This is a genomic window from Kribbella sp. DT2 (assembly GCF_049844575.1).
Classification (GTDB): Bacteria; Actinomycetota; Actinomycetes; order Propionibacteriales; family Kribbellaceae; genus Kribbella.
This window is the reverse complement of sequence record NZ_JBNCLH010000010.1, coordinates 135339-159861: the sequence shown is the minus strand read 5'-3', so window position 1 is coordinate 159861 and position 24523 is coordinate 135339. Positions and strand designations below refer to the sequence as shown.

Here is a 24523-nt window from a genome sequence, read left to right as displayed (position 1 = left end):
GGGTTGGGAGCAAGGCTTTGTACCTGAAGAGCATGACGCTCCGGGGTTTCAAGTCGTTCGCCTCGGCGACGACGATGAACTTCGAACCAGGGATCACCTGCATCGTCGGCCCGAACGGCTCCGGCAAGTCCAACGTCGTGGACGCCCTGGCCTGGGTGATGGGCGAGCAGGGTGCGAAGTCGCTGCGCGGCGGCAAGATGGAGGACGTCATCTTCGCCGGCACCTCCGGCCGCAGCCCGCTGGGCCGCGCCGAGGTCGTGCTCACCATCGACAACACCGACGGCGCGCTGCCGATCGAGTTCGCCGAGGTGACGATCTCCCGGACGATGTTCCGCAACGGCGGCTCCGACTACCAGATCAACGGCCAGAACTGCCGGCTGCTCGACGTCCAGGAGCTGCTCAGCGACTCCGGGATCGGCCGCGAGATGCACGTCATCGTCGGCCAGGGCCAGCTCGACTCGATCCTGCGCGCCACGCCCGAAGGCCGCCGCGGCTTCGTCGAGGAGGCGGCCGGCGTCCTGAAGCACCGCAAGCGCAAGGAGAAGGCGCTGCGGAAGCTGGAGTCGACCGAGGGCAACGTGCACCGCCTCGGCGACCTGATCGCCGAGATCCGCCGTCAGCTCAAGCCGCTCGGCCGGCAGGCCGAGGTCGCCCGCCGGGCCGTCACCATCCAGGCCGAGGTCCGCGACGGCCGGTCCCGGCTGCTCGCCGACGACATCGTCCAGGCCCAGTCCGCGCTCGAGGCCGAGCTCAAGGACGAGGCCGCGATGACCCAGCGCCGCGCCGAGATCGAGGAGGCGCTGCGCGAGGCCCGCGAGACCGAGGCCGACCTCGAGGAGGCGCTGCGCGAGGACGCGCCGGCCCTGCAGGCCGCCCAGGACACCTGGTACTCGCTGTCCGGCTTCGGCGAGCGGATCAAGGGCACCGCCCGGATCGCCGCCGACCGGATCCGGTCGCTGAACGACGAGGCCGACGAGCCGCGGGCCGGACGCGACCCCGAGGAGCTGGAGCTGGAGGCCGCCCGGGTCCGCGAGACCGAGGCGGAGATCGAGGCCGAGGTCGAGGCGCACTCCGAGATGCTGGCCGAGGCGATCGAACGCCGCCAGCAGCTCGAGGCCCAGCACTCCGAGGAAGAACGCCGGATCGCCGCGCTGATCCGGGCGTCGGCCGACCGCCGCGAGGGCCTGGCCCGGCTGACCGGCCAGGTGAACGCGCTGAAGAGCCGCGCGTCCGCCGCCGAGTCCGAGATCGGCCGCCTCGCCGCCAACCAGCGCGAGGCCGAGCAGCGCGCCGCGAAGGCGCAGCACGACTTCACCGCGCTGGAGACCCAGGTGGCCGGCCTCGACGCCGGTGAGAAGGGTCTCGACGACCAGTTCGAGGCCGCGCAGAGCGTCCTGGACGAGATGGACGAGCGGCTCACCAAGGTCCGCGCCGAGGAGCGCGACGCCGAGCGGGAGCGGGCCGGTCTGACCGCCCGCAAGGACGCCCTGGAGATGGGCCTGAACCGCAAGGACGGCGCCGGCGCCCTGCTGGCCGCCTCCGAGCAGGTCACCGGGCTGATGGGGTCCGTGGCCGCGCTGCTGAGCGTCCGCGCCGGGTACGAGACGGCGATCGCGGCCGCGCTCGGTGAGGCTGCTGACGCCGTCGCCGTGACGCACACCGCTGCCGCCGTCGAGGCCGTCGGGCACCTGAAGGAGCACGATCTCGGTCGCGCCGGGATGCTGCTGGGCGACGCACCGAGCGAGGACCACGCGTCCTGGCCGCAGCTGCCGTACGGCGCGACGTACGCGGTGGAGGTCGTCGACTGCCCCGAGCAGCTGCGCCCGGCGCTGCGCCGCCTGCTGCGCAAGGTCGCGGTGGTCGACGACGTGGCCGCGGCGCAGTCGCTGGTCCAGCACCTGCCCGACGTGACCGCGACGACGCGGCAGGGCGACGTACTGGGTGCGCACTTCGCGTACGGCGGGTCGGATGCCGCGCCGAGCCTGATCGAGGTGCAGTCGGCCGTAGACGAGGCCGCGGAGAAGCTGACCGAGGCGACCGCTCGCAGCGAGCGGCTGCGGTTCGAGCTGGCGGCGCTGGAGCAGGAGCGGGCGCAGCAGAAGGAGTCCGTCGAGATCACGCTGGCCCGGCTGCACGAGTCGGACGCGGCGATGGCGGCCGTGGCCGAGCAGCTGGCGCAGTTCGGCTCGCTGGCCAAGGCGTCGCGCGGTGAGGCGCAGCGGATGGCCGAGGCGATCGCGGCGGCCGAGGAGGAGCGCGACCGGAATCTGTCCGGTCTGGCCGACCTCGAGCAGCGGCTGAACGACGCGGAGACGTACGACGAGGACGGCGGCGACGAGCCGGACCCGACCGAGCGCGACCGGCTCGCCGAGGCGGCCAAGGCCGGTCGGGCGGCCGAGATGGAGGCGCGGCTGGCGCTGCGGACCACCGAGGAGCGGGCCCGGGCGCTGTCCGGCCGGGCCGACTCGCTGGAGCGCGCGGCACGGCAGGAGCGCGAGGCCCGGGCCCGGGCGATCGCGCGGGCGTCGCGGCGGGCTCGTCAGTCCGAGGCGGCGCAGGCAGTGCACCTGGCCACTGGGCATGTGCTGGCTCGGCTGGAGCACTCGCTGCAGCTGGCGGCCACCGAGCGCTCGGCCATCCAGGCGCAGCGCGCGGACCGGGAGAAGGGGCTGGCCCAGGCCCGGTCCTCCACCCGGAACCTGAGCTCCGACCTGGAGCAGCTGACCAACACCGTGCACCGCGACCAGCTCGCCCGCGCCCAGCAGAAGATGAAGCTGGAGCAGCTGTACGAGAAGGCGCTCGGCGAGCTGGGCACCGAGGTCGAGCCGCTGATCGCGGAGTACGGGCCGGACCAGCTGGTCCCGCCGCTGCCGAAGGAGGGGGACGACCCCGACGTCGAGCAGCCGGGCGAGCCGTTCAACCGCACCAAGGTGGAGAAGCGGCTCAAGTCGGCCGAGCGCGCGCTCGGCCAGCTCGGCCGGATCAACCCGCTCGCCCTCGAGGAGTTCGAGGCGATGGAGGAGCGGCACCGGTTCCTCGCCGAGCAGCTGGACGACCTGAAGAAGTCCCGTCGCGACCTGATGGACATCGTCAAGGAGGTCGACGACCGCGTCGAGCAGGTCTTCACCGAGGCCTACCGCGACGTCGAGGTCGCCTTCGAGCACGTCTTCAGCCGGCTGTTCCCCGGCGGTGAGGGCCGGCTCGTGCTGACCGACCCCAGCGACATGCTGTCCACCGGCATCGACGTCGAGGCCCGCCCGCCCGGCAAGAAGGTCAAGCGCCTGTCGCTGCTGTCCGGTGGCGAGCGCTCGCTGGTCGCGGTCGCCTTCCTGGTCGCGCTGTTCAAGGCCCGCCCGTCGCCGTTCTACATCCTCGACGAGGTCGAGGCGGCGCTCGACGACACCAACCTGGGCCGCCTGCTGGAGATCTACGAGGAGCTCCGCGAGAACAGCCAGCTCCTGGTCATCACCCACCAGAAGCGCACGATGGAGGTCGCCGACGCCCTGTACGGCGTCACGATGCGCGGCGACGGGGTGTCCGCGGTCATCTCCCAGCGGATCCGGGAGCCTGAACCGGCGTAAATCTCTTGCTGTAGCGAGGTGTGTCTCATCGCGCTACGCTGGGGGTATGAAGGTCATCACGCAGCGCGAGTTCCGGAACCAGTCCGCGGCCGTGATGGATGCTGTGGAGGCGGGGGAGACGTTCCACATCACCCGAAACGGTGCCGAGGTCGCCGAGCTGCGTCCGCTGGCCAAGCGGCGTCAGCCGACCACCGAGGAATTGATGTCCCAGGCTCGGCTCCTGCCGCGGATCGACGCCGCGGCGATGCGGCAGGAAGCGGACGAGTTCTTCGGTACCGAAGATCGTCTCGGGGATGACGACGACCCGTTCGAGCGCGTATGAGCGACCGTCCACCGGTGGGCGTGCTGGACACCTGCACCTACATCGACCTGCTGGATCTGGACACCGTGCAGCTTCCGGAGCGCTGGGAGTTGACGGCTGTTTCGCTGGCTGAACTGCATCAGGGCGTAGGGATGGCCAAGGATCCGTTCACCCGTGCTGCCCGGTCCGAGGTGCTGAGTTCGGCGGTGAAAATGTTCGATCCGCTGCCCTTCGACGGCAACGCCGTGACGCGGTACGGGAGCTTGGTTGCGCTGACGGTCGCGGCAGGACGGGATCCACGGCCGCGGCGGATGGATCTGATGATCGCGGCGATCGCGTCCGCCCGGGGGCTGCCGCTCTACACGCGGAACGTGGCAGACTTCAAGGGCCTCGACGAGCTGCTCACCGTCCACGCCGTCTGACGGCGTACCGCACTGGAAATTGTTTACTTGATTTCTTTGAGACGACCGGTCATATTGGAGGCATGGCGCGGAGGAGCATGCGGGAAGAGATCGTTGACGCGGCGTTGGCCCAGTTCCATGAGAAGGGGTTCAATGCGGCGGCGGTGAAGGACATCACCGACCGTGCGGGGGTGCCGAAGGGCTCGTTCTACAACCACTTCGCGAGCAAGGAAGCACTCGCGATCGTCGCGCTCGAGCGGTACGGCGAGCAGCGGCGGTTGATGGATCTGGCGGATCCGGCGGTGGCGCCGACCGAGCGGATTCGGAAGCACTTCGAGTTCCTGCGGGACGAGGTGGTGCGGTTCGGGATCGCTCGGGGCTGCCTGCTGGGGAACTTCGGGACCGAGATCGTCGATCACAGCGACCCGATCCGGGTCGCCGTGAATCAGGGCCTCGGGTACTGGAGTGGCCTGCTGGCCTCGGCGATCGCGGACGGGCAGAAGGCCGGCGAGATCCGGACCGACCTCGGGCCCGACCAGACCGCGCGCTACCTGCTCAGCGCCTGGGAAGGGACGCTGATCCAGGCCCGCGCCGACAAGTCGCAGGCGGCCTTCGAGGTGTTCTTCGCACTGACCTTCGACAGCCTGCTGAAGCCGTAGTTTTCACAGCCCCTCACCCGAGGGGCTTTCTTTTGAGGAGAGCAAGATGACCGACCGTCTTGGAACGTATCGCGCCGTCGAGGCTCTCGATGGTGTCTTCACCCTGGTCGACAAGCAGTTCACCGCGCCCGCCGCCGGTCACGTCCGGATCGCTGTCGAGGCCTGCGGGATCTGCCACAGCGACGAGGCCGGCGTGCACAACCTGCTCGGCGCCCTGCCACCCGGTACGCCGGTGGTGCCGGGCCACGAGATCGTCGGCCGGGTCGACGCGCTCGGCGACGGCGTCACCGGCTGGCAGGTCGGCGACCGCGTCGGCGTCGGCTTCCACGCCGGCCCGTGCCTGGTCTGCGCGAACTGCCGCCGCGGCGACTTCGTGTTCTGCACCGACCAGCCGATCGCGGGGGTCAGCGTCGACGGCGGCTACGCCGAGTACATGACGACCCGGGCGAGCGGCCTGGTCGCCGTACCGGAGGGAATCTCGGCCGCCGAGGCCGCGCCCCTGCTGTGCGCCGGGATCACCGTGTTCAACGGTCTGCGCAAGAGCGCCGCGCGGCCGGACGCGCTGGTCGCCGTACAGGGGATCGGTGGACTCGGTCACCTGGCCATCCAGTACGCCGCCAAGCTCGGGTTGCGCGTCGTCGCGATCGCTCGCGGCGAGGCGAAGCGGGACCTGGCCCTGAAGCTCGGCGCGGACGAGTACATCGACAGCACGGCGGTCGACCCGGCCCAGGCGCTGCAGGAGCTCGGCGGCGCGCAGGTCGTCATCGCGACCGGGACGAGCGGCGCCGCGATCACCGCGCTGCTCGGCGGGCTCGCGTTGCACGGCCGGCTGATCATCGTCGGCGTCACCAGCGACCCGGTCGAGATCACCACGTCGCTGATCTTCAACGACCAGACCATCCAGGGCTCGCTGACCGGCACCCCGAGCCAGAACGAGGAGAACCTCGCGTTCGCCCTCGCGCACGACGTCCGGCCGATGGTCGAGACGGTGCCACTCGAGCAGGCGGGTGCGGCGTACGAGCGGATGCTGTCCGGCGACGCCCGGTTCCGCATGGTCCTCACCACCAACCACTGAGCAGTTGGTCGACGGCGTCCAGGGCGCGCTGGACGGCGGTCGGGATCTCGTTGTCCGTTACGTGACGATAGATCCGGTCACACCGCTGAACCGGTTCTGGGATGTGTCCGTGTGGAGGGTGTCTGAGAAACACTCACCCGAGGAGCAGGTTCCATGAAGCGTTTCGCCTTTGTCGCCGCCACCGCCGTACTCGGCCTGGCGGCCCTGGCCGCCTGTGGCAGCGGTGACGGCACGACGACCCCCGCCGCCGCGCCGCAGAGCCAGAGCAGCACCACCCCGAACCCGAGCGCCGCGCCGAAGCTGGCGACGGCGGACGTCGCGAACTTCGGCAAAGTCGTTGTCGATGGCAACGGGCGCACCTTGTACGTGTTCGACACCGACACCACCAGCCCGTCGAAGTCCAACTGTGACGGCGAGTGCGCCGCGCTGTGGCCGCCGGTGAAGGCCGGCACTGCCGCGCCCCAGCTGGACGGCGTCGACGCGTCACTGGTCGGCACGGTGACCCGGACCGACGGCAGCAAGCAGCTCACGCTGGCCGGTGCGCCGCTGTACCAGTACGCGACCGACACCCAGCCCGGTGACGGCAAGGGCCAGGGTGTGCTCGGCACCTGGTGGGTCGTCGGTGCCGACGGCAAGAAGATCACCACCGCGCCGGCCGCCGGCGACACCGGTAACTCCGGCTACTGAGTCGGCATGACGTCGGTCGGGTACGTGCTGCGGGGCCCGCTGGCGAGCCCTGCGGTCACCGAGCGCGACGGATCGCCTATCGTACGAACGACCGCGAGTGTCGAGGCCGGGAGGACAGCGGTGGGCGAGCCGGACGGCAGTGCCGAGGCGCTGATCCGTTCCCTCTACGCCGAGCACGGCCGCAGCCTGCTCGCGTACGCCACCCGGCTGACCGGTGACAGGGCTGCTGCCGAGGACGTCGTCCAAGAGACCCTGCTGCGGGCCTGGAAACACTCCGACGACCTGATCGACGGCAAGGGCTCGGTCCGCGGCTGGCTGCTGACCGTGGCCCGCAACCTCGTCACCGACCGGGCCCGCGCCCGCGCCGTACGGCCTGCTGAGGTCGCGGAGGTGGAGGACCGGCCGCCGGTCGAGCGGGACCACTCCGAGTCGGTGGTGAACAGCATGGTCGTGCTGGACGCGCTGGAGCAGGTCACGCCGGAGCACCGTGAGGTCCTGGTGGAGCTGTACTACCGGGGCCGGACCGTGACCGAGGCCGCGAAGGAGCTGGGCGTCCCGCCCGGTACCGTGAAGTCGAGATCGTATTACGCCCTCCGAGCGCTGCGGAGTGTGCTGGGTGGAGCCGGAACGTCCGGAACGGAGGTGGCCCGATGAGTGCGAGCGACGGCGGCCACGACCGCTCACAGCTCGGTGCCTACGCACTGGGTGCGCTGGAGCCCGACGAGGCGCGTGAGGTCGAGCAGCACCTGGCCGGCTGCGCGGAGTGCTCGGCTGAGCTGGCGGAGTTCGAAGAGATGAAGGAGTTCCTCGGAGAGGTCCCGCCGGAGGCGTTCCTGGACGGACCGCCGACCGACGGCGACCTGCTGCTGCAGCGGACGCTGCGGGCCGCTCGTGAAGAGACGGCCCCGGCCACCAAGGCCAGGCCGCGCCGCCGCTGGTTGCTGGCGGCTGCCGCGGTAGTCGTCGTCGCCGGAGCGCTCGGCGGCGGTGTCGCGATCGGGCGGCAGTCGGTCGACCAAGTGGTCGCCGAGGACACGCCGGCCGGGTCCAAGCAGTCCAGTGCGACCGACGCCTCCACCGGTACGACGATGGCGACGACGGTCGAGCCGCGGACGGGTTGGAGCTGGGTCGTGGTCAACCTGACCGGTCTGAAGGCCGGGGCCGAGTGCGAGATGCTCGTCACCGACAAGGCGGGCCGGACGTGGACGGCCGGCAGCTGGATCGTGTCGGAGAAGGCCGCACGCGAGGGGAGCCGGTTCGGCGGCGGGGTGCTGGTGCCGCTGGAGCAGGTGCGTTCGGTGGAGATCCGGACGGTCCAGGGGGAGCACGTCGTCACCACCCAGGTGTGAAAACCCGGTTGCCGGTAGGGAGAGGATGGACGAGTGGCTGACTCCTCCGAAGACCTGAAGGTACGCCGTACGGCAGCTGCTGCCGAGTCCACTCGCTGGCTGACCGGGCGCCGCCTGTCCGTGGCGGACACACTGCGCCGGCTGGCCGACGTGGCGACCGACGAGAAGCGCGACGGCTACGGCAGCGGCGGTGAGGTCGCACTGCTGGAGTCGGAGGTCGCCGAGCTGCTGGGCAAGCCGGCGGCCGTGTTCATGCCGACCGGGATCGCCGCGCAGCAGAGCGTGCTGCGGGTGTTCGCCGACCGGGCCGGTACGAAGCGGGTCGCCGTGCACGGGCTGTCCCACCTCCTGGTGCACGAGTTGAACGCGTTGGAGGAGGTGCATCAGCTCCGGATCGAGCGGCTGTGTGCCGAGCCGCGGCAGCCGCGGCCGGACGAGCTGGCCGCCATCCCGGGCTCGCTGGCAGCGGTGACGCTGGAGCTGCCGCTGCGCGACGCCGGTTTCGTACTGCCGACCTGGGACGAGCTGGTGCTCTTCGCCGAGGCCTGTGCGGCGCGCGGCGTACCGCTGCACCTGGACGGCGCCCGGTTGTGGGAGAGCACGCCGTACCTCGGGCACAGCCTGGCCGAGGTCGCCGAGCTGGCCACGACGGTCTACGTCTCGTTCTACAAGGGCCTTGGCGGGTTGAGCGGAGCCGCGGTTGCCGGACCGGTCGACGTGATCGCCGAGGTGCGCCGCTGGCAGCGCCGGCTCGGTGCCAACCCGTACACGCTCTTCCCGTACGCCGTCTCGGCGCGCGAGGGTCTCCGCTCGGTGCTGCCGCTGATGGGTGACCTGCACGACCGGGCCGTCGAGCTGGCGGTCGCGTTGCAGTCCATCGGGTACCGGGTGTTTCCCGAGCCGCCGCACACGAACTCGTTCCGCCTCTACGCGCCGCGTCCGGCCGGCCCAATGGAGCGGGCCGCCGTACGCCGGATGGAAGCGACGCGCGAGTCGCTGACCTGGACGTGGCAGCCGGCCGACGTCCCGGGCTGGTCGTGGGTGGAGCTGGTGGTGACTCCGGACACGTTGGCCTGGCCGGTCGACGAAGTGGTGAAGGCTTTCGGGGAACTTCTGGAAGACTAGGTGCGTATCACCTGTGAGGTTGTTCGCATCAAGGCGGGGAGAGTTGTAAGTCTGTGCTGACGTTCGTTTTCACCATGATCGTTCTGCTGGTTCTGTCGGGGCTCGTGCTGCTGGCGGTGGCACGGGGTGAGGGTAAGCGCTTCGGGTAAGTAATTGCTACAAGCAACAAAAGGCGTCAGCGGACGGCTTCGGCCAGCGCCTTCAGCACGGGAGCGGCGACGGTGACGGTGGGCAGCACGAGCAGTGCGACCGCCGTCGCGTAGGTCGCCGCCGACAGCAGGGGGAAACGCGGTTCGGGGTCGGCCAGACGCTGGACTCTCAGCACCGTCGCGGACTTGGCCATCGCCATGCCCGCGGCGGGTGCCGGGGAGCCGGCGAGCGCGACCAGGGCACGGGCCAGCGGCAGCGGTCCGCTGCGGCGGCGGGCGTCGTCGTCGGCGAGCAGCTCCACCAGCGTGCGCGCCTGCTCCAGCGCGACGTCGCTGCGGACCCAGCGCGGGAACGCCATGTGCAACGACGTGAACGCCTCGAGCACCAGGTCGTGCCTGGCGCGGAGGTGCGCTTGCTCATGCGCCAGTACGGCGCGCAGCTCGCTGTCGTCGAGCCGGTCGAGCGCGCCCACCGACACGACGACCCGGGAGCCGCGCATCGCCGGCAGGCAGTAGGCGAGCGGAGTCTCCTCGGCCAGCACCCGCAGACCGGGGATCAGGCCGTCCGGAGTGGCCAGTACGTCGACCAGGTCGCGGTGGCGCTTGCGTCGGGCTCTGGTGCCGACGGCGACGCGGCCGGCGGCGTACAGGAGTCTGATGGCGACCAGTGCGGTCAGTGCGAGGACTGCCGCGGCGGCCAGGTCTCTCGGCGACGACGGGTCGAAGCGTGGCTCGCCGGGCTCACCTGCTGTCGAGTACGACAGGGAGATGCCGGCGCCGAGCGCTGCGAGGACGGCCGCGATCGACAGGGCCTGCCAGAGCGCTACTGCTGCGCGGGGGATGCGGTAGGGCCAGCTGGAGCGAGCCAGCAAGGCTGGAGCCGGCCCGGTCAGCACCAGAGCCAGTGCCGCGAGCAGGATCGGGGTGATCACCCCTCTCGCGCCTCGAGCTTGCTCAGGGCCTCACGCAGCAGCGCGGCCTCCTCGTCGGAGACCTGACCGACGAACCTGACCAGCGCCGCCCGGCGGTCGCCCGCCTGGTCGAGGGCGTCGCGCATCAGGTCGACCGCCAGGTCGGCGCGCGGCGCGGAGGCCTTGTACCGCCAGGCCTTGCCGTCGCGCTCGCGCTCGGTCAGCTTCTTCTTGGCCAGGCGGTCCAGTACCGTCATGACGGTGGTGTAGGCCAGGTCGCGGGTGAGCGAGAGCCGCTCGTGGACCTCCCGCACGGTGAGCGCGGTGTCGGCCGCCCAGAGCTGCTCCATCACCACCCGCTCGAGCTCGCCGAGCGGTCGCGGAGCCTTCGGGTCGGTGGTCACGTGACCAGTATAACTACACGTTGTAGTAGATCGTCGCCGGTATCTACTACATCCCGTCGTAGATCTGCGCTAGCATCTACTACGTAACGTCGTAGATCGCCCGGGAGGGCTGATGGACACGCTCGATCTGGCGCGCTGGCAGTTCGCGATCACCACCGTCTACCACTTCTTCTTCGTGCCGGTGACGCTCTCGCTGGTCGCGATCACGGCCGGCCTGCAGACCGCCTGGTACCGCACGGGCCAGGACAAGTACCTGCGGCTGACCAAGTTCTACGGCAAGCTCTTCCTGATCAACATCGCGATGGGCGTGGTCACCGGCCTGGTTCAGGAGTTCCAGTTCGGGATGAACTGGAGCGACTACTCGCGCTTCGTCGGCGACGTGTTCGGGGCGCCGCTCGCGCTGGAGGGGCTGCTCGCGTTCTTCGTCGAGTCGACCTTCATCGGCCTGTGGATCTTCGGCTGGGACCGGCTGCCGAAGAAGGTGCACCTGGCCTGCATCTGGATGGTGGTGCTCGGCACGCAACTGTCGGCGTACTTCATCCTGGCGGCCAACTCGTGGATGCAGAACCCGGTCGGCTTTCGCTACAACGCCGAGCGCGGCCGGGCCGAGCTGACCGACATCTGGGCGGTGCTGACCAACAAGGTCGTGCTCGTCACCTTCCCGCACACGATCTTCGCCGCGTTCATGGTCGGTGGCGCGTTCGTCGCGGCGGTCGCGATCTGGCACCTGGTCCGCCGGCCGGGCGTCGACACCGGCGCGTTCCGGACCGCGATGCGGCTGGGCGCGGTGATCGTGATCGCCGCCGGGGCCGGCGTGGCGCTGAGCGGTGACCAGCAGGGCAAGGTGATGACCGAGGTGCAGCCGATGAAGATGGCGGCGGCCGAGGCGCTCTACCAGTCCGAGAAGCCGGCGTCGTTCTCGGTGTTCACGGTCGGCACGCTGGACGGCTCGCAGGAGATCTTCTCGGTCAAGGTGCCGTACCTGCTGTCCTTCCTGGCCACCGGCACGTTCGACGGCGAGGTACAGGGCATCAACAACCTGCAGCAGTCGTACGAGAAGCTCTACGGCCCCGGCTCGTACAACCCGAACGTCCCGCTGACCTACTGGACCTTCCGGCTGATGATCGGGGTCGGGATGACGGCGGTCGCGCTGGCGGTCCTGCTGCTGTGGATGACCCGCAAGGGCCGTGAGCCGCACCGGTGGCTGATCTGGATGGCGCTGCCGCTTCCGCTGCTGCCGCTGTTCGCGAACGTCTTCGGCTGGGTGTTCACCGAGACCGGCCGGCAGCCGTGGCTGGTGTTCGGGCTGATGCCGACGTCGGCCGGGGTGTCGCCCGGGACGACGAGCGCGGAGATCCTGACCAGCCTGATCGGGTTCACCGTCCTGTACGGCGTACTGGCGGTGGTCGAGGTGAAGCTGATGCTCAAGTCGATCCGGGCCGGGCTGGCCGGGACGTCACCGCCGGCGGATCCCTCCGGGCCCGACTCCGATGACGACGGCGCGGCCGAGGCCAAGCCCCTGTCCTTCGCGTACTGAGGGGACTGACGATGGAACTGACAACGGTCTGGTTCATGGTGATCGCGTTCCTGTGGATCGGCTACTTCGTGCTCGAGGGGTTCGACTTCGGGGTCGGCATCCTGCTCCGGGTGCTGGGTCGCGACGAGCCCGAGCGACGGGCCGTGGTGACGACGATCGGGCCGGTCTGGGACGGCAACGAGGTCTGGCTGATCACGGCCGGCGCGATGACGTTCGCGGCCTTCCCGGAGTGGTACGCGACGCTGTTCAGCGCGTTCTACCTGCCGCTGTTCGCGATCCTGGTCGCGCTGATCCTGCGCGGCGTCGCGCTGGAGTACCGGGGCAAGCGCGACGACCTGCCCTGGCGGTCCCGGATGGACACGCTGATCGTGATCGGGTCGCTGGCCCCGGCGCTGCTGTGGGGCATCGCCTTCGCCAACCTGGTCCGCGGCATCCCGCTGGACGCGTCGTACGAGTTCGTCGGTGGGCTGGGTGACCTGCTGAGTCCCTTCGCGTTGCTGGGCGGTGTGACCTTCACGGCGGTCTTCGTCGCCCACGGCGCGATCTTCCTGGCCCTGCGGACGACGGGCGACCTGCGGGAGCGGGCCAACCGGCTGGCCGGGTGGACCGGGCTGGTGGCGGCGGTGCTCACCGTCGGGTTCCTGGCCTGGGCTCAGGAGCTCCGCGGGGACCGGTGGTCGGTGCTGATCGCCGGTCTGGCCGCTGCGTCGCTTGTCGGCGGGCTGGTCGCGAACAGGTTGCGCCGGGAGGGCTGGGCCTTCGCGGGGACGGCGCTGGCCGTCGCACTGGCGGTGACGTCGCTGTTCGCCGCCATGTTCCCCGCGGTGATGCCGTCGACGCTGGACCCAGGATCGACACTGACCACGGTGGCGGCCGCGTCCACGCCGTACACGTTGAAGATCCTGACGGTGATCGCCGCGATCTTCACGCCGCTGGTGATGCTCTACCAGGGCTGGACGTACTGGGTGTTCCGCAAGCGCGTGATCGTCGGCGTCTGATGAAGCCGGTCGATCCACGGTTGCTGCGCCAGGCCAAGGCGGCCCGGCTGTTCCTGGCCGGGTCGGTGGCCATCGGCGTCGCCACTGGTGTGCTGGTGATCCTGCAGGCCGTGCTGCTCGCGCGGGGGATCTCGGGGGTCGTGTTGCACGGTTCTGGTGTCGGTGAAGTGGCCTGGTTGCTGGCGGCGGTCGTTGCCGGCCGGGCCGCGCTGACGTGGTTGCAGGAGGTCGTGGCGCAACGGGCGGCGGCCGCGGTGAAGTCGACGCTACGGCGGCGGGTCCTGGAGCACTCGCTGAAGCTGGGGCCTTCGTGGCTCAGCGGAGAGCGCAGCAGCCAGCTGACGACCCTGCTGACCAAAGGACTCGACGACCTCGACCCGTACTTCGCCCGCTACCTGCCGCAGCTCGTCCTGGCGGCGACTGTGCCGGCCGGCGTCGTCGGCTGGATGGCGACCGGTGACCTGATCGCCGCGGCGACCGTGGTGGTGACACTGCCGCTGATCCCGTTGTTCATGGCGTTGGTCGGCTGGGCCACCCAGGCCTACAGTCGCCGGCGGCAGCGGGCGCTCGCCGTACTGGCTCATCACTTCTCCGACGTGGTGTCCGGGCTGGCGACGCTGAAGCTGTTCGGGCGGGCCAAGGGCCAGGCCGAGTCGGTACGACGGGTGACCGAGGAGCACCGGGTCGCGTCGATGGCGAGTTTGCGGCTTGCGTTCCTGTCGTCGTTCGTGCTGGAGCTGCTGGCGAGCATCTCGGTCGCGCTGGTCGCGGTCGGTGTCGGACTGCGGTTGGTGGAGGGCAAGCTCGGGCTGGAGACGGCGCTGCTCGTGCTGATCCTGGCGCCGGAGGCCTACCTGCCGTTGCGGCAGGTCGGTGCCCAGTTCCACGCGAGCGCGGACGGGGTCGCGGCGAGCGAAGAGGTGTTCCGGGTGCTGGAGACGCCGCTGCCTCTGGCTGGTGACAGGACCGATGTGCCGGATCTGCGGTCGACCGGGCTGCACCTGCACGACGTGACCGTGCGGTACCCGGACCGGGATCAGGCTGCGGTGGAGAGCTTCGACCTGGATCTGTGGCCGGGCGAGGTGGTGGCGCTGACGGGGCCCAGTGGGGCTGGGAAGTCGACGGTGCTGGCGGCGATTCTCGGGTTCGTCGTGCCTTCGGGCGGTGTGGTCGTTGCGGGGGGAAGCGCGATGGACGAGTTCGACATGGGGCTGTGGCGGCAGCAGTTCGGGTGGGTGCCGCAGCGGCCTGGTCTGCGAGTGGGGAGCATCGCGGACAACGTGCGGCTCGGGCGGCCCGCTGCGACTGATGCTGAGGTGTGCCAGGCGCTGGACACGGCAGGAGCTGCCTCGTTGGAGCTCGGTACGCCGGTGGGGGAGCAGGGGCAGTTGCTGTCGGGCGGACAGCGTCGGCGAGTCGCGCTGGCTCGGGCGCTGGTCACCGATGCGCCGGTGCTGTTGCTGGACGAGCCGACGGCCGGGCTGGACCCCGTGGCCGAGGCGGCGGTCGTCGCGGGGCTGCGGGCGACCGGGCGGACGGTCTTGCTGGTCGCGCACCGGCCGGCGCTGATGGACGCAGCTGATCGAGTGGTCTCCGTATCCAGGGAGCTGGTGAAGGTATGAGCGTGCTCGGACTGGCGATGCCCGCGCGGCGGGTGCGGCCGCGGCTGCTGCTCGCCGTACTGGCTGGAGTGCTGGCGTCGGGGATGGCGGTCGGGCTGCTGGCCACCTCGGCGTGGTTGATCACCAAGGCCTCGGCCGAGCCCCCGGTGCTGACGTTGCTGGTGGCGATCGTCGCCGTACGGGCCTTCGGTGTTGGTCGCGGGGTGTTCCGGTACGTCGAACGACTGGCCGGCCACGACGCGGCGTACCGGGTGCTGGGCGACACCAGGGCTCGGATCACCGAGCGGCTGGAGCCGCTGGCGCCGGTCGGGCTGGCGTCGTCCCGGAGTGGGGACCTGCTGTCACGGCTGGTGCTGGACATCGATGCGGTGCTCGACCTGTGGTTGCGGGTGCTGCTGCCGGTGCTGGTGGCAGTGGTGACCGCTACGGCGACTGTTGGGCTGCTGGTGCTGCTGCTCCCCGTGGCAGGTGCTGCGGTGGCTGTTGCTGTCCTGGTCGCCTGCACGGTGGTGCCGTGGCTGACGGCGGCCAGCGCTTCGAGGGCCGAGCGGATGATGGCCGGGGCTCGGGGAGATGTGGCGGCTGCTGCGACGGAGGACCTGCAGACTGCGGCCGACGTACTGGCTTTCAATGCAGTGGACGACGTACTGGCGTCGTTCGAGGCGGCGGACCGGCGGCTGGCTTTGGCGCAGCGGCGGTCTGCGTGGAGCACTGGTCTCGGTGGCGCGCTGCTGGTGGTGTGCGTGGGGGCGGCGAGCATCGCCGGGCTCGTGCTTGGGACTGGGGAGTCTGGCCCGGTCTACGCGGTGCTCGTGCTGACGCCGCTGGCTCTGGCTGATGTGCTGGGTGGGATCCCGGTCGCGGCGCAGTTGGCGATCAGGGTGCGTGCGTCCTTGCAGCGGGTGGAGGACTTGCTGGGGACGCCGGTGCCGGTGGCCGAGCCTTCGGAGCCGCTGCCGATGCCTGCGGGGTCTGGGCTGCAGGTGCGGGGTCTGCGGGTCGGGTACGGGCCGGAGGACGTGCTGCGCGACGTGGACCTGGATCTACCGGCTGGGAGCCGGGTGGTGATCACCGGTCCGAGCGGGTCGGGCAAGAGCACGCTGGCCCTGGTGCTGCTCCGCTTCCTGGAGCCGCGCGCGGGTGAGGTGCTGCTGGACGGCTCCGACGTACGGCGGCTCGAGGGGGACCAGGTACGGGCGAAGGTCGGGCTGCTGACGCAGGAGAGCTACGTGTTCGACACGAGCATCCGGGAGAACCTGCTGCTCGCCAAGCCCGGCTCGAGCGACCTGCAGCTGTGGAACGCGCTCTACCGGGCTCGGCTGGGTGAGTTCGTGCACGGCCTGCCGAAGGGGCTCGACACGATGGTGGGGGAGCACGGCGCGCGGCTGTCCGGCGGTGAGCGGCAGCGGCTGGCGTTCGCCCGGCTGCTGTTGGCCGACCACGAGGTGCTCGTCCTGGACGAGCCGACCGAGCACCTGGACGAGGAGACGGCCCGGAGTCTGCTGAGCGACCTGTTCCGCGCGGCCGGGCGTCGTACCGTCGTACTACTCACGCACCGCCCGGAACTGGCGCCCCACCCAACGCGACCGATCGTGGATCTGGCATGAGTGTCTGCCAAGATGGGGAACCGTGTTGACTCCTCAGCTTGTCCCTCAGCTCGCCGACGCCGCCCTGATCGCGATCATCGCGGTGGTCGTCGTCCTGATCGCCGGTACCGCCGGACTCGTCGTGGCCCGGAACCGCCGGGGCGGTGAGCTGCCGGCCGCGACTCCGCCGGCCCCGATCGAGACGGCCGAGCCGACCGTCGGCGAGGACGCCGAGGAGCCGCGGGACACGCCGACGCGCACGCTCGAGGACACCGCGCTGCCGGAGCTGGAGAAGCCGGAGTCCGCGCAGGGCCGCCTGGTCCGGCTGCGCGCCCGGCTGGCCCGCTCGCAGGGCTCGCTCGGCAAGGGCCTGCTCGCTCTGCTGTCCCGCGACAAGCTGGACGAGGAGACGTGGGAGGACATCGAGACCACGCTGATCACGGCCGATGTCGGGGTCGCGCCGACCCAGGAGCTGGTCGAGCGGCTGCGGACCCGGGTCCGCGTCGAGGGCGTCGGCGGTGAGAAGGCGCGCACGATCCTGCGCGAGGAGCTGATCGCGCTGGTCGACCCGTCGATGGACCGGTCGCTGAACGTGGACCGCCAAGGTGACAAGCCCGCCGTCGTCCTGATGGTCGGCGTCAACGGCACCGGCAAGACCACCACCGTCGGCCGGCTGGCCCGGGTGCTGGTGGCCGAGGACAAGAAGGTCCTGCTCGGCGCGGCCGACACGTTCCGCGCGGCCGCCGCGGACCAGCTGCAGACCTGGGGCGAGCGGGTCGGTGCTCCGACCGTGCGCGGCCCCGAGGGCGGCGACCCGGCGAGCATCGCGTTCGACGCGGTCAAGCGCGGGATCGAGGAGCAGGCGGATGTCGTACTGATCGACACCGCCGGCCGGCTGCACACCAAGACCGGGCTGATGGACGAGCTGGGCAAGGTCAAGCGGGTGATCGAGAAGGCGGCCGAGGTCGACGAGGTGCTGCTCGTCATCGACGCCACCACCGGGCAGAACGGGCTGACCCAGGCCCGGGTGTTCGCCGAGGTGATCACCGTGACCGGCCTGGTGCTGACCAAGCTGGACGGGACCGCCAAGGGCGGCATCGTGATCGCGGTGCAGCGTGAGCTCGGCGTACCGGTCAAGCTGGTCGGGCTCGGTGAAGGGGCCGACGACCTGGCGCCGTTCGACCCCGAGCAGTTCGTGGACGCGCTGCTCGACTGATTCACGATTGCGGCTCGTCCGTGCTGATCCCGTTTGGGCTTGCCCGGGATCTGGTATCAAGAGGCATGAGCCGACCGAGGATCGTCATCGTCGGAGCCGGGTTCGCCGGGTTCCACGCTGCCAAGACGCTGTGCCGGGTGAGCCGGGGCCGCGCCGACATCGTGCTGGTCAACCCGACCGACTACTTCCTCTACGTCCCGCTGCTGCCCGAGGTGGCGACGGGCATCCTGGAGCCGCGCCGGCTGACGGTTTCGCTGGCGGACGCGTTGCCGGAGGTCCAGCTGGTGCTCGGCGAGGTCGACGGGCTCGACCTGGACGAGCGGACCGTCTCGTACGAGGACCCGGGCGGCAAGGCCGGTGCGCTGCACTACGACCGGCTAGTGATCGCCGCCGGCAGCGTGAACAAGCTGCTGCCGATCCCTGGGGTCGCCGAGCACGCCCATGGCTTCCGCGGCATCCCGGAGGCGGTGTTCCTGCGGGATCACCTGATCCAGCAGATCGAGCTGGCCGACGCCACGGACGACCAGGACGCACGGGACGCGCTCTGCACGTTCGTCGTGGTCGGAGCCGGCTACACCGGGACAGAGGTCGCGGCGCACGGTGTGCTCTTCACCGAGCTGCTCAAGAAGCGCCGGCCCCGGCTGCGCGACCAGCAGATGCGCTGGATGCTGCTGGACATCGCCGACCGGGTGCTGCCCGAGCTGGACAAGCGCCTGTCCCGTACGGCGGACAAGGTGCTGCGCAAGCGCGGTGTCGAGGTCCGGATGGGCCTGTCGGTCGAGGAGGCCAAGCACGACTGCGTCCGGCTGACCGACCAGTCCGAGGTGGCGACCAACTCGCTGATCTGGTGCGTGGGCGTCCGGCCGGACCCGGTGGTCGAGGGGCTCGGCCTGAAGACCGAGAAGGGCCGCCTGGTCGTCGACGAGTACCTGAACGTGCCGGGCCACCCGGAGGTCTTCGCCTGCGGCGACGCGGCCGCCGTACCGGATCTGACGCGGCCTGGCGAGGTCACGCCGATGACCGCGCAGCACGCCGAGCGGCAGGGGCGGCGGGCCGCGCACAACGTGGCAGCATCGTTCGGGACGGGTGAGCGCAAGCCCTACGTGCACAAGGATCTGGGCTTCGTGGTGGACCTCGGCGGCACCGACGCGGCCGCCGACCCGCTGCAGATTCCGCTGGCCGGTCTGCCGGCGAAGGCGGTGACCCGCGGCTACCACCTGCTCTCCATGCCGGGCAACAGGATCCGTACGGCGACCGAGTGGCTGTTCGACGCGACACTGTCCCGCCAGACCACCCACCTCGGGCTGATCCCGGCTGTCGACGTACCGCTGGAGACCGCGAGTCCTGAGCGGGTCCGCCGCCATCCGTAGGCGATAGGTTGCGTGGCATGGAGCTGGAGAGCCTGCTGCGCGACCTGACGCCCCGGGTGGTCGGTGCCGTCGTACGACGGACCGGCGACTTCGCCGCGGCTGAGGACGCGGTGCAGGAGGCGTTGCTGGCCGCTGCCCGCACCTGGCCGCGCGACGGCGTACCGGACAACCCGCGGGCCTGGCTGATCCAGACCGCGCACCGGAAGGTGATCGACGAGATCCGGCAGGAGCAGGCCCGGCGGCGCCGCGAGGAGCTGGCCGCGCAGCGCGACGTACCGGCTGAGGACGTGGAGGAGGCCGACGACACCCTGCGGCTGCTGTTCATGTGCTGCCACCCGGACCTCACGGCGGCGTCGGCGATCGCGCTGACCCTGCGCGCGGTCGGCGGCCTGACCACGACAGAGATCGCACAGGCCTACTTGGTGCCCGAGTCGACGATGGCTCAGCGGATCAGCCGGGCCAAGCAGAAGATCAAGGGTGCGTCCTTCGAGCTGGAGCCGGACGACGAGCGGCTGCGCAACGTGCTGCACGTGCTCTACCTGATCTTCAACGAGGGCTACACCTCCAGCAGCGGTCCCGAGCTGCACCGCAGCGACCTGGCGGTGGAGGCGATCCGGCTGACGCGCATGACGCACGCACTGATGCCGGACAACGGCCAGGTGACCGGCCTGCTCGCTCTGATGCTGCTGACCGACGCCCGCCGGGCCGCGCGGGCCGGAGCGTCCGGCGAGCTGATCCCACTGGCCGAGCAGGACCGCTCGCTGTGGGACAAGGAGCTCATCACCGAGGGACTCGCGCTGGCGATCGACGCGTTCGGCCGGCCGCCGCTGGGGGAGTACCAGCTGCAGGCGGCGATCGCTGCCCTGCACGACGAGGTGGACAAGCCCGAGGACACCGACTGGCCGCAGGTGCTCGCGCTGTACGGGCTGCTGGAGCAGCTGTCCGGCAACCCGATGGTCACGCTCAATCGGGCGATCGCAGCGGCGATGGTCGATGGGCCCGAGGCCGGGCTGACGATGCTGGAGCCGCTCGACAAGCCGCTGGACGGGCACTACCGGCTGGACGCCGTACGGGGGCACCTGCAGGAGATGCGGGGTGACACCGAGGTTGCTGCCGAGCACTTCCGGGCAGCGGCCCGCCGTACGACGAGCGTGCCGGAACGGGACTACCTGACGCTGAAGGCCGCCGCTGTCAGTGGTGCTGCGCGAAAGCCGCAGTGATCTCGTCCAGGCCCTCACCTGTTGCCAGCAGCAACCTCAGCAGCACCCGCGCCTTGTAGGGGTCGAGGAAGCCGCCGTCGATGAGTCCCCGGCCGAGCAGGTCGGACTCGGAGCCCGCTGCCTTGTACGTGCTGCGCAGGACCGAGCCGCCACCGGTCCGCGACGTCAGTACGACGGGCATGCGCTCGGCCAGCGCTCCCAGCACCGGTGCGAGAGCGGACGGGACGTGGCCGACGCCGTAGCCCGCGACGACGAGTCCCTGGTGGGTGTCGGCCAGTCCCTCGAGCAGGAGACCGTCGTCGTCCAGCGTGACGGTGTAGAGCGCCACGCGGGCGGCGTCGAGGTCAGCAGCTTCCGGGCGACCCGGTACGCCGTCCTGGCGGGCGGGCTTCGTGAGGATGCGGACCTGGTCCTCGACCACCTGACCGATCGGACCGGTGTTGGGGGAGGCGAAGGTCGCCGTACTCGTGCTGTGGGTCTTGCGGACCCAACGGGCCGCGTGGATCTGGTCGTTGAACACGACGAGTGCGCCGAGGTCCCGGGCAGCAGGGGAGCAGGCGACGCGTGCCGCGGCCAGCAGGTTGGCCGGGCCGTCCGGACCGGCCAGCGTGGGGTTGCGCATGGCACCGGTCAGCACGAACGGGTGCGGGTGCGGCCACACCTGGTCGACCACGAAGGCGGTCTCCTCCAGAGTGTCCGTGCCCTGGGTGACGACGACACCTGACGCACCGGCACCGACGGCCTTGGACGCGGCGTCGACGACGTCCAGCATCGTTGCCAGCGTGAGGTTTCCGCTGGGGACGGCCTCGACGTCCTGCACCTCCAGCACCGACCCCAGGCCGGCCAGTCCCGGCACCGCGGCGGTCAGCTCGGCCCCGGTCAACCGGTCCGAACCGCCGGTCACGGAGATGGTGCCGCCGAGGGTGAAGAGCGCGACGCTCACGGGGAAATCCTCTCGTCTGTACGACCAAGCGGCCGAAGCCTACTGTGACTTGGCGCGGACGTGCAGTCGCTCTCCCTGCGGGCCGAACAGGCAGAGCATCTCGACGGCGCCCGGGCCCGGGTTGGCGAACCAGTGCGGGACGCGGGTGTCGAACTCCGCGACCTCACCCTCCTTGAGGATGAAGTCCTGGTCGTCCAGCACCAGGCGGAGCTGGCCGGACAGCACGTAGACCCAGTCGTAGCCCTCGTGGGTCTGCTGGTCGACGTCTCCGCCCGGCCAGCCGGCCGGCGCGATCTGCTTGAACGCCTGCAGCCCGCCGGGCCGCCGGCTCAACGGGATCACTGTCGCGCCGCGGTTGCGCTTGTACGGCTTGGGATGGATGCGCGGGTCGCCGGTCGGCGGTGCGTCCACCAGCTCGTCCAGCTGGACCTGGTGCGCGCGGGCCAGCGGCAGCAGCAGCTCCAGGGTCGGGCGCCGCTGGCCGGACTCCAGCCGGGACAGGGTGCTGATCGAGATGCCGGTGGAGGTCGCGAGGTCGGTCAGCGTGGTTCCGCGCTCCTGGCGCAGCCTGCGCAGCCGGGGGCCGACCGCCTCGAGGACGTCGTCGAAATCGCTCATGTTGCCATCTTGGCAAAGATCTTTGTCATTTTCGACAATCCTGCGGATGCTGTGATCAGACCTACCGAAGGAGAGGGACATGTACGACGTGATCGTGATCGGCGGCGGAGTGGCGGGGCTGAGCGGGGCACTGCCGCTGGTCCGGTCCCGCCGGTCGGTGCTGGTGATCGACCAGGGCGACCCGCGCAACGCCCCGGCCGACGGGGTGCACAACTACCTGACCCGCGACGGCATCCCGCCGCTGGAGCTGACCGGGCTCGGCCGCCAGGAGGTGACCGGGTACGGCGGAGAGGTGCTCACCGGCACGGTGACATCCGCCCGGGCTTTGCCTGAGGGCTTCGTGGTCGGGACGGCCGACGGCCGGACGTTCGAGTCGCGGCGGCTGCTGGTCACTACCGGCCTGACCGACCAGCTGCCCGACGTACCGGGGCTGGCGGAGCGGTTCGGGCGGGACGTGCTGCACTGCCCGTTCTGCCACGGCTGGGAGGTGCGGGACCAGGCCATCGGCGTACTGGCGACCGGACCGATGGCTGTGCACCAGACGATGATGTTCCGGCAGCTCAGCGACGACGTGACACTGTTCCTGCACACCGGTCCCGAGCCGACTGAGCAGGAGTGGGAGGAGCTGGCCGCGCGCGGGATCTCTGTGGTGCAAGGCGTTGTGGAGCAGGTGGAGGTCACCGACGACCAGCTGACCGGCGTACGGCTGGAGGGCGGCAGGGTGATCCCGCGGCAGGCTCTGGCCGTACAGACCACCCTGCGGGCGCGTGCTGACTTCCTGGACGAGCTGGGACTCAAGGCGGTCGAGCGGGAGGTCCGTGGGATCACCGTCGGGACTGCTGTCGAGGACGGGCCGGGTGGGACGACCAGCGTCCCGGGCGTGTGGGTCGCGGGCAACGTGACCGACCCGATGGGCCAGGTGATCACGTCGGCGGCCGCCGGATTCTCGGCCGGAGCCGCGATCAACGGCGATCTGGTCGGAGAAGACACCCGATTGGCTGTGGCCGCGCGCAGTAGTTGAGGAGTTGAATAGGGGCGGGAGGGTGGATGCGCGACTCGATCGACCCCGATTTCGCTTCGTACGTCGATGCGCGGCAGGGCAGGTGGCTCCGAACCGCCACCCTCGTCTACGGCGACCAGGCGCGGGCTGAGGTGCTACTGCTGCACGCCTTCAGCCGTCTGGCGCTCGTGTGGGGACGGCAGGACGACCCGGACGTGTACGTCCAGCGCCTGCTCTACCAGCCGGCCCTGTCGCGCTGGCGCCGGGTGAAGGTCGCGCCACCCAGCGGCGACACCACCCTGGCGGCACTGGCCGGGCTGACGGCTGTGCAGCGGGCCGTCTTCGTCCTGCTGCACTTCGAGGAGCTGACCGAGTTCGAGATCGCCGACCTGCTCACCCTGTCGCACACGGCGGTCCACGGGCACGGCCAGACCGCCCTGACCCGGTTCCGGAGCGGACTGGGCCTGGGCGACTGGCGGAACCCGGCGGACCGGCGATGAGGCGCGAGGACGTCAGACCCCTGCTGGCGCAGGCGATCGACGACGTGCCGGAGCCGGACCTGGCCGACTCCGCCTGGGCCGGTGCCCGGGCGATCCGGCGCAAGAGGCGGCGTACGCAGGTCATCGCGGCCGCGGTCGTCGTACTCGTGGTGGCTGTGGCGGGTGTCCTGGTGGCGGTCAAAGGGCCGTCGTTCGGGCTGAACGCACCGGACGACGTACCGACTCATCCGCCGGGATACGTGCCGCCGACCGGGCAGATCGCCGGGATGGACTTCTGGATGGCGCCGCGGGCCGGCAGCGAGGCGTGGCTCAACCGGATGGTCACTCCGTTGGGCGGCGAGCTCGACTACCCGGACAACCCGGAGCCGCTGGCCGAGCAGCCGGTCGACCAGATCGCCGCGGTGGTGCTCTCGCGCAACGGCGACAACTTCCGGCCGCTGCTCCTGGCGAGTACGGCGAAATGGTCCGAGGCGGCCGTCGATCTGGTCCCGATAGCCACAGGTGCACCTCTCAGTACCGGTGCGGTCGCTCCCAGTGGCCGGCTGGTGGCCTTCCCTCAACCGGGGGCCGTCGTGGTGGTCGACTCGACCCGCGCGGCCGTCCGGCGGATCCCGCTGCCCGACCGGGACGTCCGCAGCGTCGCCTGGTTCGGTGACAGCGAGCGGCTGCTGGTGAGCGGGCTGCGGAGCACCTACCGGGTGTCGGCCACCGGCCAGGAGGTCGTCCGGGTTCAGGCGAGCGTTGACCCGGACGCGGCGACCGCGCCGTACAGGCTGGACGGGGTGACAGCGCAGGTGGTGCTGATGCGGTCCACACTGCGCGGCTGGGCGGCGGACAGCCCGCTGCAGCTGCCGGTGCAGAGCTGGGCAGGCCAGACGTTCACCAGTGGGAACGTCGCAGCGCGGGTGTTCGTGGCGGACCAGCTGCCGCAGGTGGAGACGGTTGCCTCACGCCCGCAAGTGGTTGCCGCCGTCTCGGCGGTGGACAGCCAGCCGAGCCGGTTGCTGGTGCTGGGGGAGACCCCGCCGGCCACACCGCCACCGACCGGGCCGCAGACGCCGGACGCGGTCCGGGAACGCGGCTGCTGCTTCGTGCTCGGCTGGTACGACAGCGACACCGTGCTGTTCCGGGCGACCGACTGGATGCTCGCGTGGAGCCTGGAGACCGGCCAGGTACGCCGGGTGGCCGAGCTGAAGGTCGGGGTCGTTGCCATCGGCCCCGGACTGCGCGGCTGACCCGCCGCCCTGCCCTGCAAGCCTGCCCTGCAAGCC

The 24523-nt window shown here is 70.7% G+C and carries 23 protein-coding genes; 19 read left to right on the top strand and 4 right to left on the bottom strand.

Features of this window, described 5'->3' with window-relative positions; all coding sequences use genetic code 11:
* The first annotated feature begins 32 nt into the window (after positions 1-32).
* From smc to ACLQ2O_RS34810, 9 genes are all read left to right on the top strand, one after another.
* Positions 33-3581 (top strand): chromosome segregation protein SMC, encoded by a 3549-nt coding sequence (smc, locus tag ACLQ2O_RS34850; RefSeq protein ID WP_425840572.1) that lies wholly within the window; start codon positions 33-35, stop codon positions 3579-3581.
* A 46-nt stretch (positions 3582-3627) separates the two neighbouring features.
* A complete protein-coding gene (locus tag ACLQ2O_RS34845; RefSeq protein ID WP_425840569.1) occupies positions 3628-3903 on the top strand; it encodes a type II toxin-antitoxin system Phd/YefM family antitoxin in 276 nt (91 codons plus the stop codon).
* A 14-nt stretch (positions 3904-3917) separates the two neighbouring features.
* On the top strand, positions 3918-4304 hold the full coding sequence (locus ACLQ2O_RS34840; protein WP_425840566.1) for a type II toxin-antitoxin system VapC family toxin: 387 nt from the start codon (positions 3918-3920) through the stop codon (positions 4302-4304).
* Positions 4305-4366: 62 nt separating this feature from the next.
* The gene (locus ACLQ2O_RS34835) at positions 4367-4942 is read left to right on the top strand and encodes a TetR/AcrR family transcriptional regulator (RefSeq protein ID WP_425840564.1); all 576 of its coding nucleotides are present in this window, start codon (positions 4367-4369) and stop codon (positions 4940-4942) included.
* Positions 4943-4988: 46 nt separating this feature from the next.
* Positions 4989-6017, top strand: a complete 1029-nt coding sequence (locus tag ACLQ2O_RS34830) for an alcohol dehydrogenase catalytic domain-containing protein (RefSeq protein ID WP_425840561.1) — start codon at positions 4989-4991, stop codon at positions 6015-6017.
* Positions 6018-6170: 153 nt separating this feature from the next.
* Positions 6171-6704, top strand: a complete 534-nt coding sequence (locus ACLQ2O_RS34825; RefSeq protein WP_425840559.1) for a hypothetical protein — start codon at positions 6171-6173, stop codon at positions 6702-6704.
* A 6-nt stretch (positions 6705-6710) separates the two neighbouring features.
* Entirely contained in the window at positions 6711-7358 is a 648-nt protein-coding gene (locus ACLQ2O_RS34820; protein ID WP_425840556.1) for a sigma-70 family RNA polymerase sigma factor, read from the top strand.
* A complete protein-coding gene (locus ACLQ2O_RS34815; protein ID WP_425840553.1) occupies positions 7355-8053 on the top strand; it encodes an anti-sigma factor family protein in 699 nt (232 codons plus the stop codon). Before ACLQ2O_RS34820 ends, ACLQ2O_RS34815 begins: the two co-directional genes overlap by 4 nt.
* A 33-nt stretch (positions 8054-8086) precedes the next feature.
* Positions 8087-9178 (top strand): threonine aldolase family protein, encoded by a 1092-nt coding sequence (locus ACLQ2O_RS34810; RefSeq protein WP_425840550.1) that lies wholly within the window; start codon positions 8087-8089, stop codon positions 9176-9178.
* A 175-nt stretch (positions 9179-9353) separates the two neighbouring features.
* Here ACLQ2O_RS34810 and ACLQ2O_RS34805 read toward each other — a convergent pair whose 3' ends face one another.
* Complete coding sequence (locus tag ACLQ2O_RS34805) at positions 9354-10259, bottom strand: M56 family metallopeptidase (RefSeq protein ID WP_425840547.1); 906 nt, start codon at positions 10257-10259, stop codon at positions 9354-9356.
* Positions 10256-10642 carry a BlaI/MecI/CopY family transcriptional regulator gene (locus ACLQ2O_RS34800; protein ID WP_425840544.1) on the bottom strand — a complete coding sequence of 129 codons (387 nt, stop codon included), beginning with the start codon at positions 10640-10642 and terminating at the stop codon, positions 10256-10258. The genes ACLQ2O_RS34805 and ACLQ2O_RS34800 overlap by 4 nt, the downstream gene beginning before the upstream one ends.
* Positions 10643-10754: 112 nt before the next feature.
* Between ACLQ2O_RS34800 and ACLQ2O_RS34795 the strand changes: the two genes are divergently transcribed.
* From ACLQ2O_RS34795 to ACLQ2O_RS34765, 7 genes are all read left to right on the top strand, one after another.
* Complete coding sequence (locus ACLQ2O_RS34795) at positions 10755-12179, top strand: cytochrome ubiquinol oxidase subunit I (protein WP_425840541.1); 1425 nt, start codon at positions 10755-10757, stop codon at positions 12177-12179.
* Positions 12180-12190: 11 nt separating this feature from the next.
* Complete coding sequence (gene cydB, locus ACLQ2O_RS34790; RefSeq protein WP_425840538.1) at positions 12191-13177, top strand: cytochrome d ubiquinol oxidase subunit II; 987 nt, start codon at positions 12191-12193, stop codon at positions 13175-13177.
* A complete protein-coding gene (cydD, locus tag ACLQ2O_RS34785) occupies positions 13177-14799 on the top strand; it encodes a thiol reductant ABC exporter subunit CydD (protein ID WP_425840535.1) in 1623 nt (540 codons plus the stop codon). The genes cydB and cydD overlap by 1 nt, the downstream gene beginning before the upstream one ends.
* A complete protein-coding gene (cydC, locus tag ACLQ2O_RS34780; RefSeq protein ID WP_425840532.1) occupies positions 14796-16406 on the top strand; it encodes a thiol reductant ABC exporter subunit CydC in 1611 nt (536 codons plus the stop codon). The genes cydD and cydC overlap by 4 nt, the downstream gene beginning before the upstream one ends.
* A 22-nt stretch (positions 16407-16428) precedes the next feature.
* On the top strand, positions 16429-17601 hold the full coding sequence (gene ftsY / locus ACLQ2O_RS34775; protein WP_425840529.1) for a signal recognition particle-docking protein FtsY: 1173 nt from the start codon (positions 16429-16431) through the stop codon (positions 17599-17601).
* 65 nt (positions 17602-17666) lie between these two features.
* Positions 17667-18971: an NAD(P)/FAD-dependent oxidoreductase gene (locus ACLQ2O_RS34770; RefSeq protein ID WP_425840526.1), complete on the top strand. Its 1305-nt coding sequence runs from the start codon at positions 17667-17669 to the stop codon at positions 18969-18971.
* Between the two features lie 17 nt (positions 18972-18988).
* Positions 18989-20191: an RNA polymerase sigma factor gene (locus tag ACLQ2O_RS34765; RefSeq protein ID WP_425840523.1), complete on the top strand. Its 1203-nt coding sequence runs from the start codon at positions 18989-18991 to the stop codon at positions 20189-20191.
* Here the strand turns inward: ACLQ2O_RS34765 and ACLQ2O_RS34760 are convergent.
* Positions 20163-21134 carry an asparaginase gene (locus ACLQ2O_RS34760; RefSeq protein ID WP_425840520.1) on the bottom strand — a complete coding sequence of 324 codons (972 nt, stop codon included), beginning with the start codon at positions 21132-21134 and terminating at the stop codon, positions 20163-20165. The genes ACLQ2O_RS34765 and ACLQ2O_RS34760 overlap by 29 nt on opposite strands.
* A 39-nt stretch (positions 21135-21173) precedes the next feature.
* Positions 21174-21752, bottom strand: a complete 579-nt coding sequence (locus tag ACLQ2O_RS34755) for an XRE family transcriptional regulator (protein ID WP_425840517.1) — start codon at positions 21750-21752, stop codon at positions 21174-21176.
* Positions 21753-21831: 79 nt separating this feature from the next.
* Here ACLQ2O_RS34755 and ACLQ2O_RS34750 point away from each other — a divergent pair, with 79 nt between their 5' ends.
* Genes ACLQ2O_RS34750 through ACLQ2O_RS34740 form a run of 3 tightly spaced genes read left to right on the top strand, consistent with a single transcriptional unit; the run spans position 21832 to position 24487 of the window.
* Positions 21832-22773: an NAD(P)/FAD-dependent oxidoreductase gene (locus tag ACLQ2O_RS34750; RefSeq protein WP_425840514.1), complete on the top strand. Its 942-nt coding sequence runs from the start codon at positions 21832-21834 to the stop codon at positions 22771-22773.
* 26 nt (positions 22774-22799) lie between these two features.
* Positions 22800-23252, top strand: a complete 453-nt coding sequence (locus ACLQ2O_RS34745) for a sigma factor-like helix-turn-helix DNA-binding protein (protein ID WP_425840512.1) — start codon at positions 22800-22802, stop codon at positions 23250-23252.
* The gene (locus ACLQ2O_RS34740) at positions 23249-24487 is read left to right on the top strand and encodes a hypothetical protein (protein ID WP_425840509.1); all 1239 of its coding nucleotides are present in this window, start codon (positions 23249-23251) and stop codon (positions 24485-24487) included. Before ACLQ2O_RS34745 ends, ACLQ2O_RS34740 begins: the two co-directional genes overlap by 4 nt.
* The last annotated feature ends 36 nt before the right edge of the window (positions 24488-24523 follow it).

Coding starts and splice junctions, on each gene's coding strand:
- smc (WP_425840572.1), top strand. CDS start 33: ATGACGCTCCGGGGTTTCAAGTCGTTCGCCTCGGCGACGACGATGAAC.
- ACLQ2O_RS34845 (WP_425840569.1), top strand. CDS start 3,628: ATGAAGGTCATCACGCAGCGCGAGTTCCGGAACCAGTCCGCGGCCGTG.
- ACLQ2O_RS34835 (WP_425840564.1), top strand. CDS start 4,367: ATGGCGCGGAGGAGCATGCGGGAAGAGATCGTTGACGCGGCGTTGGCC.
- ACLQ2O_RS34830 (WP_425840561.1), top strand. CDS start 4,989: ATGACCGACCGTCTTGGAACGTATCGCGCCGTCGAGGCTCTCGATGGT.
- ACLQ2O_RS34825 (WP_425840559.1), top strand. CDS start 6,171: ATGAAGCGTTTCGCCTTTGTCGCCGCCACCGCCGTACTCGGCCTGGCG.
- ACLQ2O_RS34820 (WP_425840556.1), top strand. CDS start 6,711: ATGACGTCGGTCGGGTACGTGCTGCGGGGCCCGCTGGCGAGCCCTGCG.
- ACLQ2O_RS34815 (WP_425840553.1), top strand. CDS start 7,355: ATGAGTGCGAGCGACGGCGGCCACGACCGCTCACAGCTCGGTGCCTAC.
- ACLQ2O_RS34795 (WP_425840541.1), top strand. CDS start 10,755: ATGGACACGCTCGATCTGGCGCGCTGGCAGTTCGCGATCACCACCGTC.
- cydB (WP_425840538.1), top strand. CDS start 12,191: ATGGAACTGACAACGGTCTGGTTCATGGTGATCGCGTTCCTGTGGATC.
- cydD (WP_425840535.1), top strand. CDS start 13,177: ATGAAGCCGGTCGATCCACGGTTGCTGCGCCAGGCCAAGGCGGCCCGG.
- cydC (WP_425840532.1), top strand. CDS start 14,796: ATGAGCGTGCTCGGACTGGCGATGCCCGCGCGGCGGGTGCGGCCGCGG.
- ACLQ2O_RS34770 (WP_425840526.1), top strand. CDS start 17,667: ATGAGCCGACCGAGGATCGTCATCGTCGGAGCCGGGTTCGCCGGGTTC.
- ACLQ2O_RS34765 (WP_425840523.1), top strand. CDS start 18,989: ATGGAGCTGGAGAGCCTGCTGCGCGACCTGACGCCCCGGGTGGTCGGT.
- ACLQ2O_RS34755 (WP_425840517.1), bottom strand. CDS start 21,752: ATGAGCGATTTCGACGACGTCCTCGAGGCGGTCGGCCCCCGGCTGCGC.
- ACLQ2O_RS34750 (WP_425840514.1), top strand. CDS start 21,832: ATGTACGACGTGATCGTGATCGGCGGCGGAGTGGCGGGGCTGAGCGGG.
- ACLQ2O_RS34745 (WP_425840512.1), top strand. CDS start 22,800: ATGCGCGACTCGATCGACCCCGATTTCGCTTCGTACGTCGATGCGCGG.
- ACLQ2O_RS34740 (WP_425840509.1), top strand. CDS start 23,249: ATGAGGCGCGAGGACGTCAGACCCCTGCTGGCGCAGGCGATCGACGAC.